Here is a 15257-nt window from a genome sequence, read left to right on the forward strand (position 1 = left end):
ACTGGCACAATCACAGGCGGCTGCATGGTCACTGCGGCGACATCCCGCCAGCAGAGTACGAGAAGACGTTCTACGCTACTGAGCAGGGTGAGCAGACCTTGGTTGAAATCAAATAGCCAGAGCCTCCATCAGACCCAGGGCGATTCAATTGCTTCGATTCGTCGTGCTGGAGAAACGCTTTGAACCATCCTTTTGAGTGAGGCGCGGGCGGCGGTGAGCTCGTCCTGGAGTTCTTCGGTTCGTGTTGTCATGGTGTCGGCGCGTCTGCGTTCGGAGTCGAGGTCCGAGCGCAGCTCGGCTGCTATCTGTTCGAGCTCGTGGATACGGGCGAGCAGTGTGTCGTGCGGCAGGTGTTCGAGTTGGTTGCCGAGTAGTAGTTGCACTTTGGTCTCGAGCTTGGTTCGGTCCGTTCGTAGCGCCCGAACTTCCTCACGCGCCATCAACAGTTCGGCGTGAAGACTGTCCGCCGTAGCGGACGTGCGTCCGGCGCTGCTTCTGGTGGCGGTGTGGGAGTGCTCTTCTGTGGCGCGTTCGACGGCGGTTCGAATTGCTGCGGTGTTGTAGATGAACCATGGAGAAACGCCTGCGCGACGCGCTATTTCGCTGATGTTGATGCGTTCGCCAGCGGATGAGAGGTCGGCGATGACTGTCAGCGTTCTGCGTTGTTTGTCAGCGCTGTCACGTCGACGGGAGGCGATGAGCCGTTGGGTTCGTATGTCACGGTCATCGGCAGTCATCGTTGTTCGTCCTCGTTCGTGTGGGTGGTTACGGACTCGAGCGGTATGAAGGCAGCTGCGGTCCTCGCTTTCCTCAGTTCGCGGGAGGCGTTGTCGATGACCGCGCGTTGGTCTGCGGGCAGGTCGGCAAGCATTGCGTCCATCGACGAGATGACGTCCGTGAACGCGTGAATTTGGGCGTCGAAGTTGGTGATCACCCACGACGCGGAGTCGGTGGCGATTGCAGTTTCTTTGTCTGTGCGCAGCTCTGCGAGATGCTGCTCGATTGCGGGCCGGTAGGACGGGTCCGGTCGGTAGAAGGAGCATCCTGCGCACTGGAATCGGATCGGGCAGTGTTGGCCGCCGGCTTTGATGTTCGAGGGTTCGGTGCAGTTTCCGAAGGGCACGGCCACCGACTGTCGCTCGTACTCCGTTACCGACGTGAATCCCGCCGGTCGTCCGTGCCTGTCGATCGCGAACTTCGAAATCTCCTCGGTGGCTTGGCGTTTACGTTTGAGTGTGACGGAGAAGTATCCCATGGTCGTGTCGACGCTGCGGTGATCCATCAATTCGCGTAGGACGTCCACCGGTGTGCCGTTGTCAGCGTGCCGCTGAGCGTAGGAGTGCCGCAATCCGTAAGGAGTGATCATTGATCTGTCGTAGAGAGCTGGGTTTCCGTCATCGTCGAGTCTTTCGTCGACAAGTTCCGGGATTGCATCGATCCAGATGGCGAAGGCCCGGGACCCGAACTGCGCACCGCTCAAGTGCCCGCGGCGAATGTTGTTGCGGGTTCCCGGCGTGGGAAAGAGCCAGTCGCACAGTGTGTCCGGAACAGACAGCGATTGAAGGTGGTCGAGCCATTGGTCGATCACGGTTGCCGTTGCAGTGCTGATCGGCAATCTACGCCCCATTCTGCGACGTTTACGGTTGTCGTAGACGAGTGTGGGCTTGCCGTCGACCCAGTCCAGGCATGAGCGTTTGAGCCCGACGATCTCACTCGGGCGTCGACCGGTGTCCCGGATGATCTGGTAGACCGTCTGATACATCATGGCGTAGTCGTCAGGGTTCCAGCCCGGCGCGGAGTACGTGGAGTGCCTACCCAGCAGCTCGAGGTGTTGATCGAGTTGTGCGATGACATGTTCGGGGATCGTGCGTCCGAAGTCGTCCTCGCTGGTCTCGACCTGGGCAATTGTGTGCGAACGCAGATCGAGTGCGAAGGAGCCGGGGATGTCATCCATTGCGCCCGTGCGGCGTGAGAACTCGAGAAGTCGGCGCCACCACCCGAGCAATGATCGTCGATGGGTGAAGGAATGGGGCTTGCCCTCTCGATCGGCGCTGGTGCGGAAACCCTCGACGACAGCGCTCATGTCACCGTGGTCGAGTAGTTCGGGGTGATCGCCGTTCGTGCGCAGCGAGAGTTGCCGTGAAGCGATTTCGGCGGCATGAACGGTGTGCCGCAGTGTCGTCACGGGTGGGCGTACCTCGCGGCCGAATTGTTTGGTGATCTCTCGAAGCCATCGCTGTCTGATCTCTCGGAAGTCCACAACGCCACCGGCCGCACTGTATCGCCGGTCCGGAGCAGCTTGCAGGCCCACGACGGCAGGTTTCCACACGTCGGCCATGGTGGGATCAGTACCGGAGTACACGACGTGCGCCCGCTGCAGATGTGTGACCAACGACCGGAACACACCACCGGCTGCAGCTCCGAGTGCCTTCTCGAACTGGCGATTTCCGGCGACATCGAGCAGTGAGCGACAATCCGGTGGGAGGTGGGAAACTATGCTGCGGATCCGCATCGGAACCAAGATGATCTGATCACGGTCACGCTGCTGCACTCCGTAAATAATCTCCGCCGCAACAGTGCCGTTCACCTCACTGAGTTCGAAATCGACTTTCGAAAAGGCTTTTTCGTCTCTTCGTGGAACCGAATCGGGGTCGAATGTCCGGTCGAAGAATGAAGGTGAGGTCCCGTTGAGCTTGCGGTGGCGTTCGCACCGCCTGCAACGGCGGTCGAAGATTTCCACGACCGTCATGCATCGGTCGACTCGGCACAGATAGACCGCTGTCATTTCGTTGTCGACGTCTCCGGTGAATACCTGTCGGCGTGAATCCCATTCCGCGACTCGCCATTGCGGGTCGATTCGTTCGATCAACCACGCTTTCCAGGTCTGTTCGTTTCCAGTCGAGAGGGCTCTTGACTCGACGGGTAGAGCGGTGATGCTCATATGCCCACTCTTTCCACTGCCGCCCTCAGGTCCTCCGCGTCGGGGTGTTGATAGATCGCGGTCGATGCTCGGCTCACATGACCGAGCAACGACTGAACCACGTCGATACCGGTGCCGTTGCGCGTCCAGATTGTGGCTGCCGTATGCCGGAACATGTGGGGCCGCAATCGGAAACCGGCACGGTTGCCGATCCTTTCCACAATCTGTTTTGCGTTCGAATACGACATCGGCGAACCGGCGTGATGCCCGAGAAGGTTGACGAACACGAAGTCCGAGGTCATTGCGGTGGGCACGCTGTCTCGTTCGAGAAGGTACTCGCGATACTGAGTGACCACCTCGTCGCTGACCGGTACGACTCGGGATTGTCCTTTAGCGCGGGCACCGTTCGAATTGCCTTCACGCCGAACAACATGAACATGAGGTCCACGTTCCTGGCATCCCAGATGAACCGAGGTCGGAAGGAAATGCAGGTCGCTACGGCGCGAACCCAATGCCTCTCCGATTCGGAGTCCGGAACGAACCAGCAACAGCACCAGAAAACGGTCTCGTTCGGTGTTCGCGGAGTTCAGAGCATGCGAAAACTGTTCTTCAGTAATAATTTCCGGAGGCTTTACGACTTCCGGCGCTTTGAGGGTTCTGGCACGAATCAGCCGATGCTGACCGGATTCACCTTCGTGGAAATCGCGGGGTGCGTAGGCCAGGTACTTGGGCTGGGACAGCCCAGAAACAACATCTGCGGAGACCAATCCACGCATTCCGCAGAACCTGAGGAATTCGACGACAGCGGTCATCACTGCGTTGACCGATCTGCCGGAGCGCAGCCGGTAGTGGACGGTTGGGGTGTGTTCGACGGCGAATTTGAAACGAGTGAGTTCACCTACACGAATCTCGTGCCAATCCAGTCCGCGACCGGCAGTCCAGTTCAAGAACCAACAGACCCGAGGAACGTATGCGCGGATTGTTTGAGGTGACCTTCCGGCGCCTTGCATGAACAGCACCCACTCGGAAGCCTCCGCGACCGGGCGCATGGATTCTTCGTCCACGATCACCCAACCCGACTGCCCCGTCGTCGGTGAAATGACCTTCTCTACAGCACACGACATCGCCACTCCTATGGCTGTCCCACCTGTGATATAGACGCTATTAGATAACCATGAGGGACAGGGCGACCGACACGCCGTGCCTACCGTGCCTTCATCCTGATGCGGCGCTAGAGATAACACGCAATGACGTCCTGCGGCGTGACCTCACCGACCTGACATTCAAGGACGGCTCCAAAAGCTGCTCGGTCCAAACCGGTACGCTCCGTGACCCGTACACGAACAAGACCATCGCGTTCGCCCGCGGCCAGGACACGTCTTCTGCAGTCCAGATCGATCATGTAGTCGCACTCTCGGACGCCTGGCAGAAGGGCGCACAACAGCTCGATACACAGACGCGAACCAATCTGGCCAACGACCCTCGAAACCTGCGCGCTGTCGACGGGCCCACGAACCAGAAGAAGTCGGATTCCGACGCGGCGACCTGGCTGCCACCCAACAAGGCCTACCGCTGCCAGTACGTGACTGCTCAAGTGGAAGTCAAAGCGGCATACGGTTTGTGGGTCACCCAAGCCGAACACGACACCATCGCAGACATTCTCGCGACCTGCTGAACTCTTGCGGTGATCAGCGGCCCTTGATCAGATACCGCACAATCGCCATTCCGAGCGCGAGGCCCACTACGGTGGCGAGCGCTGCAACCAGACCGTGACCGGTCAGTGCGACGAACACACCGGTGATGACTGCGACGACGGCAATGATCCCCGCGTCCACTCTGCTTTGACCACGTTCAGGCATGGCACTCTCTCGTGCTGTCAGGTCCGTCCGCTCCCCTCGTAGCGGACGGACCCAGCGGCAATCTGTCGAAATGCGCGAACTCCGGTGGCCTCACCGGGCTGACTTTGCGGGCGGTCCTGCGAGGCCGGCACGTCCCCCGGAGCCAACTCACATCGGTTCACGAAGTCCGTACCTTCGCAGAATATACCGATTGGTAGGTAATTACCGAGGGCTAAAGTCCCTGGTCATGGACTCATGCGACGAGTGGTCGGAAACTCGAGACGAACGAGCACATCCGCGAGGCGAGCGTTAGCCGAGATAGCAGAGGTCCGTGGCCACGGCCAGAGGCCCATCTGGAATCAGAGCGGCGACGTCTATGACCCGAAAAGTGATCCGAGATCCAACGATCCGACTGACGACACTCGCTTCCAATCAGAGCAATATGCGGTGGTGAAGCGAGAATCCGTCAAGAGAATCGTGACTGTCGCCGGTTCGAGGGTGCTTTCGAACTCGAGTACATTCAATTCACCATCGCCGTCGACTTTTGCTCGGCCGTATATGCACGGCATGTCAGCTGATACGGGCCCAGACGTCGTGTAGGTTCCCGGCAACACCTCCCACGGCACGTCGAACAGCCCGTGACCGGGAATCGTTCCCGGCGCTGCTGAGGCCGACGTCCCGATCATTGCCACACCGACAGCTACTGCTGCAGCGGACGCGAGCAAACTAACCTTGCGCATTTTCCCTACCTTGTTCATACCTGAACCGCAGCGGCGAGTTCGAAGGCTTGTTGATGTAAGAACCCGCGGTTCGCGCAGTTCTTCAACTCACGGTAGTAAAAGGGCACGAGTTTTGGTGAGCTACCTTTTTGTGGTTCTGGCCCGATTTCCGTGACGGAGACTCCCATTGAGAAGATCAGAGAACGCCGGCGTTGCGGCTCTCGGCATGATTCGAACCTGTCATTCCAGTATTCGATCACACACCCGCATTCGAGCCGAAACGTCGACGCTCCCCTGCCGTTTGGGTGACTCAGCCTCCGAGTGAGCCCGTCGGCAGCTTCGAGAAGATGTCCCCGAGGCTTCCGGTTCCACCAGGAGTTTCCGGTTCCGTCGGATCCACCGGCTCGACGACGATGACACCAGGCACGGTGACGGTCACGGTCTTGTCCGCAGATTCCGAAGAACTGAACTTCTTGGTACCCAAGAACTTTGCGGTGATGCGATGCTCGCCCTGGTCGCGGAACCGCCAGACCAGTTCTGCATGGCCATTGGAATCGACTGTGGCGCTGCCGATCTTCGTATCGCCGTCGAAGAACTCGACCGTTCCCTCACCCGGGTTCGGGTCGATACTCGCCGCAATCTTGACGTCTTCGCCCGTCAGTGCCTCCAGTACGACAGCGACCATCGTCTCGGTCTGGTTGGTCGTGAAGACCTCGGTAGTCGAGAGGGCGCTGCGTCCCTCGCCCGCAGCAACACAATACCCAGCGGCATTGACCCACCGGGACTCACCGAAACTCATGCTCGTGTCTTTGATCTTGATACTCGGGCTCGTCGCCCCGGCGCGCAGGTGCGTCGTCGCGTTTCCCTCGTCGGACCGAGCTTCGAGTTTCAATTCGACTGCCGGTAAACGAAAGTCCGTGTTGGCCTTGACTTGCAGCCCTTCCTTGGGCTTGTTGTCGTTCGCGCTCGGACCGTCGTTGACTGTCTTGTTGCCGGTACCGGTAATTCGCAGGTACTCACCCGCCGGGTTCGCGTTTCCGTCTGCGCCCACCCGGAGCAGCACCGCAGTCTCGCCGGTCAAGTTGGACGACGAATCACCGACGAGGGAGTACGAAACCAGGGTTGCCCCTTGCGGTAGTGCGATGTCGTACTTGATACGACCGGTGTCCGAATCCGAACTACGCATGGTGCCTGGATGCAATTTCACTGTGAACTGTTCGCCGGGACGCACGGACGTGGGCGCCGTTACCTCCATGTTGTCGGAGAACGACGAATCCCAATCGGTGGCGCCGTCGACCCGGCACTTGTGTTCGAAGGAAACTGTCCGCGTCACGGTATCGGAAGCCGCTGCCACCGGCGCGGACACAGCGAGGAGTCCGGCCGCGAGTGCTGGTACGACAGCGCAAACTGCCAGAGTGCGGGGGTTCATGTGTTGCCTTTCAGAAGAACTCGGCCATTGAAAGTTCAGTGAGGTAGGACCGTGATCACTTGCCACCGAGCGAACCCGTTGGCAGCTGCGGCAGAACGGACTCGAGGCTGCCGAGACCGCCCGGAGTGCCCGGATCGGTCGGGTCGGGATCGACCGGACCTGTGGTGTCACCGGTCACCGTGAGTACGTGTGCCGCCGACGTGTACTTCGCCTCGTCTCCGGTAGCGGTGAATACTGCAGTCACGGACTTGGTACCCGCCTTACCGAAGGTGAGATCCAGGCGCGCAATACCGCGAACCACCGGCCGCGGGTCACCGACGGGTTTGCCGTCGACCATGAACTGTACTGTTCCCGTTGTGTTTTCCGGATCGACGTGAGAAGCAAAAGACACCTTGGTACCGGTCGCGGCGGTAGCCGGTCCTTCGAGCTTAGTCACGATGTCCGCGCCTGGCTCAGGATCAACGGGCCCCAGGTCCCCGTCGATCTTCGTGGATGCCAGGGCGCCGGCACCGGCATTGAGGGGGCCGGTCTCAGCGTCGCGCGGCGAGCAGGATGTGGGCGCCCAGATGGTTCCCGCGAGCCAGTGACTGACCTGAGGGAGGAAGGTCAAAAATGACTCGGGCCCGCCGAAAGTACCTGCAGCACCCGAAGTCCGGACATTGGTTTCGACTGCGCCGGACGGCCCGGCCTTTACGGTGATTCTGATCTTCGGAAAGACGATGTTGGTCTCGACTCCGGACTGAGCATTGATCGCAAGCCCGCCGTGCGCACCCGACGACGATGACGGACTGTTGCCGATCGCTTCGTTTGCGCCGGACAACCGGAGTATCGGACCGTCCGCTGCGGGAGTGCCGTCTTCGTTGACACGAATCACCGAAGCAGGTTTCCCGGCAATAACATTGCCCGGATCGGTGACCGTCGCCGAAACGAACTCCGCGTTGGTCGGAATCGGCAGATCAATCTTCAGACGCGAGATCTTCTTGACGCTTGCGCCGCTCACATCGTTCGGGATCTGGACGCTACCCGGATCCACGTCGATGTCGAAGACCTGACCTGGCGCGACTACCGTCGGAGCCGAAACCCGCACCGTAGCAGGCTTTCCGTCTGACGACCGGAGAACGCACTCGGAACTGCGCGGCACGTGACCTGGAACATTGTTGACGTGGTTTCTGCAACGGGCGCCGCGGTCGCCGGAATCACGGCCGCAGCGGTTCCACCGGCAAGGAGGCCGGTAAGGAGCGCAGCACTCAGTAGGCGTTTTGACATGATGTCCTCTCGGAACAACCTGATTGACGTTTGCCGCCGAACTGTAACGGAGCCAGCGTCCGAGTTGACCCGTTTTCAATAAACAAAACCCACACAGTAAGTAAATACTTGGTAAGAGTTGCCGGTCGTCACATCTGACCGCCGCCGCAGACCTTTCCCCTCTCGATCAATCTCCCGATTCGAGATTCACTGCGGGGAAACACAATTCGACAGAAGTTCGCACCGTAGCGAGATCTCCGGTCATACTCTACCCTTACAGGAGGGTAGAGTATGAGAACCTCGTCAGGACGGAATCTCATGGCAGTAACCATCGCTTCATCCACCAACGACAATTCGGTTCGGGCCGCGCTCCGGTCACCTCACCGTCTCAAAACGGAGGTTTTGGCCGGACTGGTCGTGGCGTTGGCACTGATTCCCGAGGCGATCTCGTTCTCGATCATCGCCGGCGTCGATCCGCGGGTAGGACTGTTCGCGTCGTTCACGATGGCAGTGACCATCGCCGTCGTCGGCGGACGACCCGCAATGATCTCCGCAGCTACCGGCGCCGTCGCACTGGTCGTCGCTCCACTGACGCGCGAGTACGGAATCGACTACCTGATTGCGACAGTCCTTCTGGCCGGCCTTCTCCAGATCGTGCTGAGCCTCCTGGGCGTCGCAAGGTTGATGCGCTTCATTCCGCGCAGCGTCATGGTGGGATTCGTCAACGCACTCGCCATCTTGATCTTCATCGCCCAACTCCCCCACCTGATCGATGTTCCGTGGCTCGTCTACCCACTCCTTGCAGTCGCACTTCTGCTACTCGTATTCCTGCCGAAACTGACGAACGCCGTCCCGGCTCCACTGGTGGCAATCGTTCTACTGACCACCGCCACAGTCATTTTCGCGTTCAACGTCCCCAATGTCGGCGACGAGGGCGAGCTTCCGTCGAGCCTGCCGACGCTACTGATCCCCGATGTCCCCCTGGACATGCACACACTGTCGATCATTGCGCCGTACGCATTGGCCATGGCGCTCGTCGGACTCCTCGAATCGTTGATGACGGCCAAGCTCGTCGACGACGTCACGGATACGCACTCGAACAAGACCCGAGAAGGGTGGGGCCAAGGCGTCGCGAACATCGTCACCGGCTTCTTCGGGGGCATGGGAGGGTGCGCGATGATCGGCCAGACCATGATCAACGTCAAGGTCTCCGGCGCTCGCACTCGAATCTCGACTTTCCTGGCGGGCGTGTTCTTGCTGATACTCGTGGTCGGCCTCGGCGATGTCGTGGCGTTGATTCCCATGGCCGCATTGGTGGCCGTCATGATCATGGTCTCGGTCGGCACTTTCGATTGGCACAGCATCAATCCGAAGACCCTGCGCCGCATGCCGATCGGCGAGACAGTGGTCATGTTGGTCACCGTGGCAGTCACCGTCGCGACCCACAATCTTGCCTACGGCGTGATCGTCGGAGTGATCACCGCGATGGTCATCTTCGCTCGCCGCGTCGCGCATCTCACCGAAGTGATCGACGTCGCGCATCCGGACGAGGACACCCGTGTCTATGCGGTTCGAGGCGAACTGTTCTTCGCATCCAGCAACGATCTGATCTACCAATTCGACTACGCCGGCGACCCGAAGAACATTGTCATCGATCTGTCCGAGTCTCATGTCTGGGACGCGTCGACCGTCGCGACACTGGACGCCATCACCACCAAGTACGCGGCCAGAGGCAAGAATGTCGAGATCGTGGGGCTCGACGACGCATCGGCCGAGCGCCACCTGCGCCTGTCCGGTCGGCTGGGTGACGGTCACTGAGAGTATGGAGGCCCAGCGCGAGGAAAGTGGGAGTGATGTCTGAGCCGGAACATGCGGGCCAAGGGCCGAACATGCAGATCGGACAGGTTGCCGAACGCACCGAACTGTCGATCAAGACGATTCGTCATTACGACGAGGTCGGTCTGGTTACTCCGTCCGAGCGGAGCGCCGGAGGATTCCGCCTCTATACCGAGGCCGATGTCCAACGGCTACTGGTAATCCGACGAATGAAGCCGCTCGGATTCAGTCTCGAAGAAATGAAACAACTTCTCGATTCTCTGGCAGTGCTCGGCGACGAAGCTTCGGACGCGCCAACGCGCACCGCTGCAACCGAATTCGTCACCGACTGCCACACCCGGGCGGAAGAAAGCTGCACACACTTACGTAAGCAACTCGCCTACGCCGAAGAGCTGACGGGTTTGCTCGCCGACCACAGTCTCAACGGTGAACGGCATTCGTGATCTGCAAGCTGAACTAAGCTGAGTTGATGGCCCGATACTTCGACGTTCACCCGGAAAACCCGCAGCCGCGCGCGATCAGCCAGATCGTCGAAATGCTGCGCAACGACGCGGTCATCGCCTACCCCACCGACTCCTGCTACGCCCTGGGCGCCCGAATGGACAATCACTCGGGCACCGATCGGATCCGCGAGATCCGTCATCTGCGTTCGGACCATCACTTCACGCTGGTCTGTGCCGATTTCGCGCAGCTCGGGCACTTCGTCCACGTCACCAACTCTGCGTTCCGCGCGGTGAAAGCGGCTACGCCTGGGCAGTACACGTTCATCCTTCCCGCCACGAAGGAAGTTCCGCGTCGGCTGGCACACGCCAAGAAGAAGACCGTCGGAGTGCGTATCCCCAGCCACCCGGTAGTGCGGGCACTCTTGCAAGAGTTGGGTGAACCCATCCTCTCCAGCACCCTTCTCCTGCCCGGCGCCGAGGAACCGATGACGGACGGCTGGCAGATCAAGGAAGAACTCGACCACCAACTCGACGCCGTCATAGACTCGGGTGACTGCGGAACCGAACCCACCACAGTCGTCGACTATTCGTCCGGTGTTCCCGAAATCGTGCGGGTCGGCGCGGGAGATCCTTCTCGTTTCGAGTAGGCCCCGACGTCAGCTCCGCATTTTCCGAGAGCGGAAGGCCGCCGGAGAGGCCCCGAACCGTTCTTTGAAAAGTCGCGAGAAGTGGCTTGCGTCGGAGAAACACCATCTGGTGGCGATCGAGGTGATCGAGCTGTTCGTGCGACGCAATTCCTCGCGTGCCCTGGCCAACCGCCGCGCCCGTACCGTCCCGTTGAACGTCTCACCAGATCGGCCGAAAACTCGCTGGACCGTCCGGGCCGAGACCGCGTGGGCGGCGGCAACAGAGGTCAACGACAACGACGGATCACTCAGGTGCCCGTCGATCCAGGCATCGATCGACAAGCGCAGCGCGGCGGAACCGACAGCGTCCTCAGTTCCGATGGTCTGGCTCACTGCCCCGTCGAACAGTTCGAGGGTGGCATTTCTGGCCGCTGATATCGCGGATTCAGGAAGTTCGGCCAACGAATCGGCCAGCATCGACAGATAGGAAACCAACAAACGTACCGACGGTGAGTCCCGTTCCAGCGCGCCGCCGAAAGCCGGCCACGCTCGACCGGAGACTTCCGCCAGGGCCGAGCGCGGAATCAGCAGATTTATCGAACGAATCGACTCCAGAACCTCGAACTCGGCCTGATTGCGCGTATCCCACAGAACTACGTCACCAGCGCCCACGAGAGTCGTCTCACCTGCTCGTGTCAGCGCTTCGCGTCCTGACTGGATTGCGATCAGCACCACCCAGTCTTCTGTGGCGTCGGATACCTGAGTTGCGGTTCGCTTTCCTGTGCACGGATCGCAGCTGAGGTCGACGAGACCGAAGTCGTCCAGCGAGCGTCGCTTGACCGATGCGGTGAATCCCTCCCGGAGATCCGATCGGGATACCTGCACATCAAGGGGAATGAACTGCTCCCGCAGACGAGATTCCCACCATTGGCCTCCCATACCGATAGGAATGCCGTCGGCAGTCTTCTCTCCAGACCGGATGGTGACCATAACTAAGATTATCGCAAATTCACTTCATGGATGGGTGAAACGGCGCGAAAACACCAAACCGTGGCGCGCAGATACATGACCGAGGCCCCCGACGGGAGACAGCATGTGTCCAGGAGCAGACGAGATGACACTGCACCGCGAAGCACGCTCGAAGGGAATGTCGATGAAGGCGAAGGCAGCCGTGCTGTGGGATCACAACACACCGTGGAGTGTCGAGGAGATCGAGCTCGCAGATCCGAAAGAACGTGAAGTCCTGATCAAAGTGGTTGCCAGCGGCATGTGCCACTCCGACGATCATGCTGTGACCGGTGATCTGGCAGTCCCGCTCCCCGTGATCGGTGGCCACGAAGGTGCGGGCATAGTGGAGAAAGTCGGCCCCGGCGTACGAGACGTCGAGGTGGGCGATCACGTCGTCCTCTCGTTCATTCCCTCGTGTGGACGCTGCCGCTGGTGCGCAGTCGGACAGAGCAACCTCTGCGACCTCGGCGCCATTCTGATGGCCGGCGCGCAGGTCGACGGAACGTACCGCGCGGCAGCACGCGGGAAGGACGTCGGAACCTTCTCGCTTCTGGGCACTTTCGGCAATTACACGGTTGTACCGGAAGCGTCGGTCGTGAAGATCAACAAATGGATTCCCCTCGAGAAGGCCTGCCTCGTCGGTTGCGGAGTCACCACCGGTTGGGGATCTGCCGTCAACACCGGAGAGGTCTCGCCAGGCGACTCCGTGGTCGTCGTCGGAATCGGCGGGATCGGTGGAAGTGCCCTCCAAGGAGCGAAAATCGCAGGCGCGAGGCACATCGTGGCAGTCGACATCTCGCCGGACAAGAAAGCCATGGCCGAGACTCTCGGAGCAACACATTTTGCTTCGTCGATCGACGAAGCCATGACGCTGGTCAACGAATTGACCTGGGGCGTCATGGCTGACGTCGCGATCCTGACCGTCGGAGTAGCGAGCGGCGACATGATCCAGCCGATGGTCGGACTGATCCGCAAGGGTGGCCGCGTGGTTTTGACGGCAGTCTCACCGATGGGCGCCACCGACACACAGTTGCACCTCGCCGAAATGACCCTGTTCCAAAAACAGCTCCGCGGAAGCCTGTTCGGCGAATGTAACCCTCGCGCCGACATCCCCCGACTACTGAACCTCTACGAAGTCGGACTGCTGAAGCTCGACGAAATGGTCACCACCGAGTACCGCCTCGAAGACATCAACCAGGGCTACGACGACATGAAGTCGGGAAAGATCATGCGCGGAGTCATCATTCACGAACACTGATCACCGATCAGTCGCACCAGTCACGGCGTGACTGGTGCGACTGTCACGGCGTGACGATATCGAACCACAGATCGAAGTCCTCCAGCAGCGAGATGAACGTCTCCAGTTCGGACTGATCTCCCACAGCTTTTGCCGTTCCGGCCTTGATGGATTCGGTGAGCGAGGTCGTTCCCAGATACACCTCGTTGAACACGGCACGGGTCAAGGTCAGAGTCAGGGCGGCCGAAGCATCTGCCTTGTCCATGTCGTAGTTCAGCACGCCGTTGCGCACTGTGACCAGGACGTTGTCCGCGGTATCCGACAACACGAATCGCAACGACAGGTCTACATCGGCTGCTTTGGGACCGTCGAGGCGAACTGCCCAGAAGTCCAGCATCTGCTCGAGCGGCATCACTGCGACCACGGCCGGGCCAGTGGGGTTGTTGGACGGCATCGGCGCCAGCGGATGCCGCAATTCCATCGCTCCGACCAGGTAGAAGTTGCGCCACGTACCGTTCTCGGCTTGGTAGCCGAGTTGTTCGTACGTGTTCGCCAACAACTCTCGCGCTTTCTGATTGCTCGGATCGGCGAACACCAGATGGTTCACCAGCTCGGCCGCCCAGCGGTAGTCGCCGTCGTCGAACGCCTGCTTGCCCTTGGTCAAAAGTGCGTCCGGTCCGCCGACGGCTTCGACGTAGCGCTTGCCGTTCTCCACCGGCGGATGGGGATTGAGGTGAGCGGGAACGCCGTCGAACCAACCGAGATAGAAGGTGTAGATCGCTTTGACGTTGTGACTGAGCGAGCCGTAGTACCCACGGTTGTACCACTGCTTTCCGATCGCGTCGGGTACCTCGATCTGGTCGGCAATCTCTACCGGTGTCAGTCCCTTGTTGGCAAGGCGCAACGTCTGATCGTGCAGATACTTGTACAGATCTGCCTGATCCGACATCAGATTCAAGATCTTGTCGTTGCCCCACGTGGGCCAATGATGCTGCGCAAAGATGATTTCGACGTCGGGGAACAGTTCCATTGCCAGACGCACGTAGTGCGACCACGCTTTGGCGCCGCGAGTCTTGGCGCCGCGCAACGTGTATAGATTGTGCATCGTGTGCGTGACGTCCTCAGCTGACCCGAGAGCCTTGAAATCTGGTAAATAGAAGAGCATTTCGGACGGCGCTTCGGTTCCCGGCGCGAGCATGAACGTCACGCGCACACCGTCGATGACCTCTTCGTGCACCGGTTCGGTGATGACGTCGGTAGGCACGGCGAACGTCGAAGTGCCGTGAGAAGTGGACAGGCCGAGACCACCGGATACCTGCCCTTGTGGCCCCGGACGCAGGAACGATCCGTACATGTACATTCCGCGACGTGTCATCGCCGTGCCGGCAAGTACGTTCTCGGAAATCCCTTCCTCCGTGAAACTGTCTGGTGCGTAGACCTTTACGGCACCGGACTCGATCTCTTCGTCGGTGACAAATCCTTTGACACCGCCGAAGTGATCGCCGTGGGAGTGCGTGAAGATGATTGCCTTGACCGGAACCTTCGGGCGGTGCTGGTAGTACAACTCCAGCGCGAGAGCGGCTGTTTCCGCGGACATCAGAGTGTCACCGATGATCAACCCGGTGTCGCCCTCGATGATCGTCGTGTTCGACAAGTCCTGGCCGATCACCTGGTACAGACGATCAGCCAGCTTGAACAGTCCACCGCCCTTTCCCATTAAAGTGGCTTGGCGCCACAGACTCGGGTTGACGGTATCCGGTGCATCGCCGTCGGCGAACCCGTAGGCGTCGTACGAGAAGATGAACTGCCCTTTGTCACCTTTGACCAGTCCGCCATCGATGAGCGGTGCCACGAGACCTCGAGAAATCAGTTCGAAGTCGAAGGTGTCGTCGAAAGGAAGGTCACGGAGAACCTGGGCATTTGCCAGGCGGTCGCTTCGGTGGCGGGCTTGGGGTC

General features: G+C 60.0%; 13 protein-coding genes and 1 pseudogene. 5 read left to right on the top strand and 9 right to left on the bottom strand.

Annotated features, from left to right (window positions below):
• Positions 1-128: 128 nt before the first annotated feature.
• The 3 genes from ABH939_RS10385 to ABH939_RS10395 are packed head-to-tail and all read right to left on the bottom strand — an operon-like array spanning position 129 to position 4044.
• The gene (locus ABH939_RS10385; RefSeq protein WP_064445081.1) at positions 129-737 is read right to left on the bottom strand and encodes a DUF6262 family protein; all 609 of its coding nucleotides are present in this window, start codon (positions 735-737) and stop codon (positions 129-131) included.
• The gene (locus ABH939_RS10390; RefSeq protein ID WP_058037609.1) at positions 734-2941 is read right to left on the bottom strand and encodes a site-specific integrase; all 2208 of its coding nucleotides are present in this window, start codon (positions 2939-2941) and stop codon (positions 734-736) included. The genes ABH939_RS10385 and ABH939_RS10390 overlap by 4 nt, the downstream gene beginning before the upstream one ends.
• Entirely contained in the window at positions 2938-4044 is a 1107-nt protein-coding gene (locus ABH939_RS10395) for a tyrosine-type recombinase/integrase (RefSeq protein ID WP_047269064.1), read from the bottom strand. Before ABH939_RS10395 ends, ABH939_RS10390 begins: the two co-directional genes overlap by 4 nt.
• A 116-nt stretch (positions 4045-4160) precedes the next feature.
• On the opposite strand from ABH939_RS10395, the pseudogene ABH939_RS10400 reads away from it, so the two are divergent.
• Positions 4161-4592 (top strand): annotated as a pseudogene (locus tag ABH939_RS10400) (HNH endonuclease family protein); the annotation flags it as partial.
• A 16-nt stretch (positions 4593-4608) separates the two neighbouring features.
• Here the strand turns inward: ABH939_RS10400 and ABH939_RS10405 are convergent.
• From ABH939_RS10405 to ABH939_RS10420, 4 genes are all read right to left on the bottom strand, one after another.
• Positions 4609-4779, bottom strand: a complete 171-nt coding sequence (locus tag ABH939_RS10405) for a hypothetical protein (RefSeq protein ID WP_007734610.1) — start codon at positions 4777-4779, stop codon at positions 4609-4611.
• Positions 4780-5132: 353 nt separating this feature from the next.
• Positions 5133-5498: a hypothetical protein gene (locus ABH939_RS10410; RefSeq protein ID WP_235867732.1), complete on the bottom strand. Its 366-nt coding sequence runs from the start codon at positions 5496-5498 to the stop codon at positions 5133-5135.
• A gap of 289 nt (positions 5499-5787) precedes the next feature.
• Entirely contained in the window at positions 5788-6906 is a 1119-nt protein-coding gene (locus ABH939_RS10415) for an Ig-like domain-containing protein (protein ID WP_099696972.1), read from the bottom strand.
• A 55-nt stretch (positions 6907-6961) separates the two neighbouring features.
• Complete coding sequence (locus ABH939_RS10420) at positions 6962-7993, bottom strand: Ig-like domain-containing protein (RefSeq protein ID WP_235867733.1); 1032 nt, start codon at positions 7991-7993, stop codon at positions 6962-6964.
• Positions 7994-8469: 476 nt separating this feature from the next.
• Here ABH939_RS10420 and ABH939_RS10425 point away from each other — a divergent pair, with 476 nt between their 5' ends.
• Genes ABH939_RS10425 through ABH939_RS10435 form a run of 3 tightly spaced genes read left to right on the top strand, consistent with a single transcriptional unit; the run spans position 8470 to position 11077 of the window.
• The gene (locus tag ABH939_RS10425; protein WP_099696973.1) at positions 8470-9969 is read left to right on the top strand and encodes a SulP family inorganic anion transporter; all 1500 of its coding nucleotides are present in this window, start codon (positions 8470-8472) and stop codon (positions 9967-9969) included.
• A gap of 35 nt (positions 9970-10004) precedes the next feature.
• The gene (locus ABH939_RS10430) at positions 10005-10430 is read left to right on the top strand and encodes a MerR family transcriptional regulator (RefSeq protein ID WP_047269546.1); all 426 of its coding nucleotides are present in this window, start codon (positions 10005-10007) and stop codon (positions 10428-10430) included.
• Positions 10431-10456: 26 nt separating this feature from the next.
• On the top strand, positions 10457-11077 hold the full coding sequence (locus tag ABH939_RS10435; protein ID WP_003945756.1) for an L-threonylcarbamoyladenylate synthase: 621 nt from the start codon (positions 10457-10459) through the stop codon (positions 11075-11077).
• A gap of 9 nt (positions 11078-11086) precedes the next feature.
• Here ABH939_RS10435 and ABH939_RS10440 read toward each other — a convergent pair whose 3' ends face one another.
• Entirely contained in the window at positions 11087-12046 is a 960-nt protein-coding gene (locus ABH939_RS10440; protein ID WP_099696974.1) for a helix-turn-helix domain-containing protein, read from the bottom strand.
• Positions 12047-12209: 163 nt separating this feature from the next.
• Between ABH939_RS10440 and ABH939_RS10445 the strand changes: the two genes are divergently transcribed.
• Positions 12210-13322: an NDMA-dependent alcohol dehydrogenase gene (locus ABH939_RS10445; protein WP_054827326.1), complete on the top strand. Its 1113-nt coding sequence runs from the start codon at positions 12210-12212 to the stop codon at positions 13320-13322.
• A gap of 43 nt (positions 13323-13365) precedes the next feature.
• Here ABH939_RS10445 and ABH939_RS10450 read toward each other — a convergent pair whose 3' ends face one another.
• Entirely contained in the window at positions 13366-15153 is a 1788-nt protein-coding gene (locus ABH939_RS10450; RefSeq protein WP_235867734.1) for an alkyl/aryl-sulfatase, read from the bottom strand.
• Between the last annotated feature and the right edge of the window lie 104 nt (positions 15154-15257).

Source organism: Rhodococcus sp. 27YEA6 (assembly GCF_044908235.1).
Taxonomy (GTDB): domain Bacteria; phylum Actinomycetota; class Actinomycetes; order Mycobacteriales; family Mycobacteriaceae; genus Rhodococcus_F; species Rhodococcus_F qingshengii.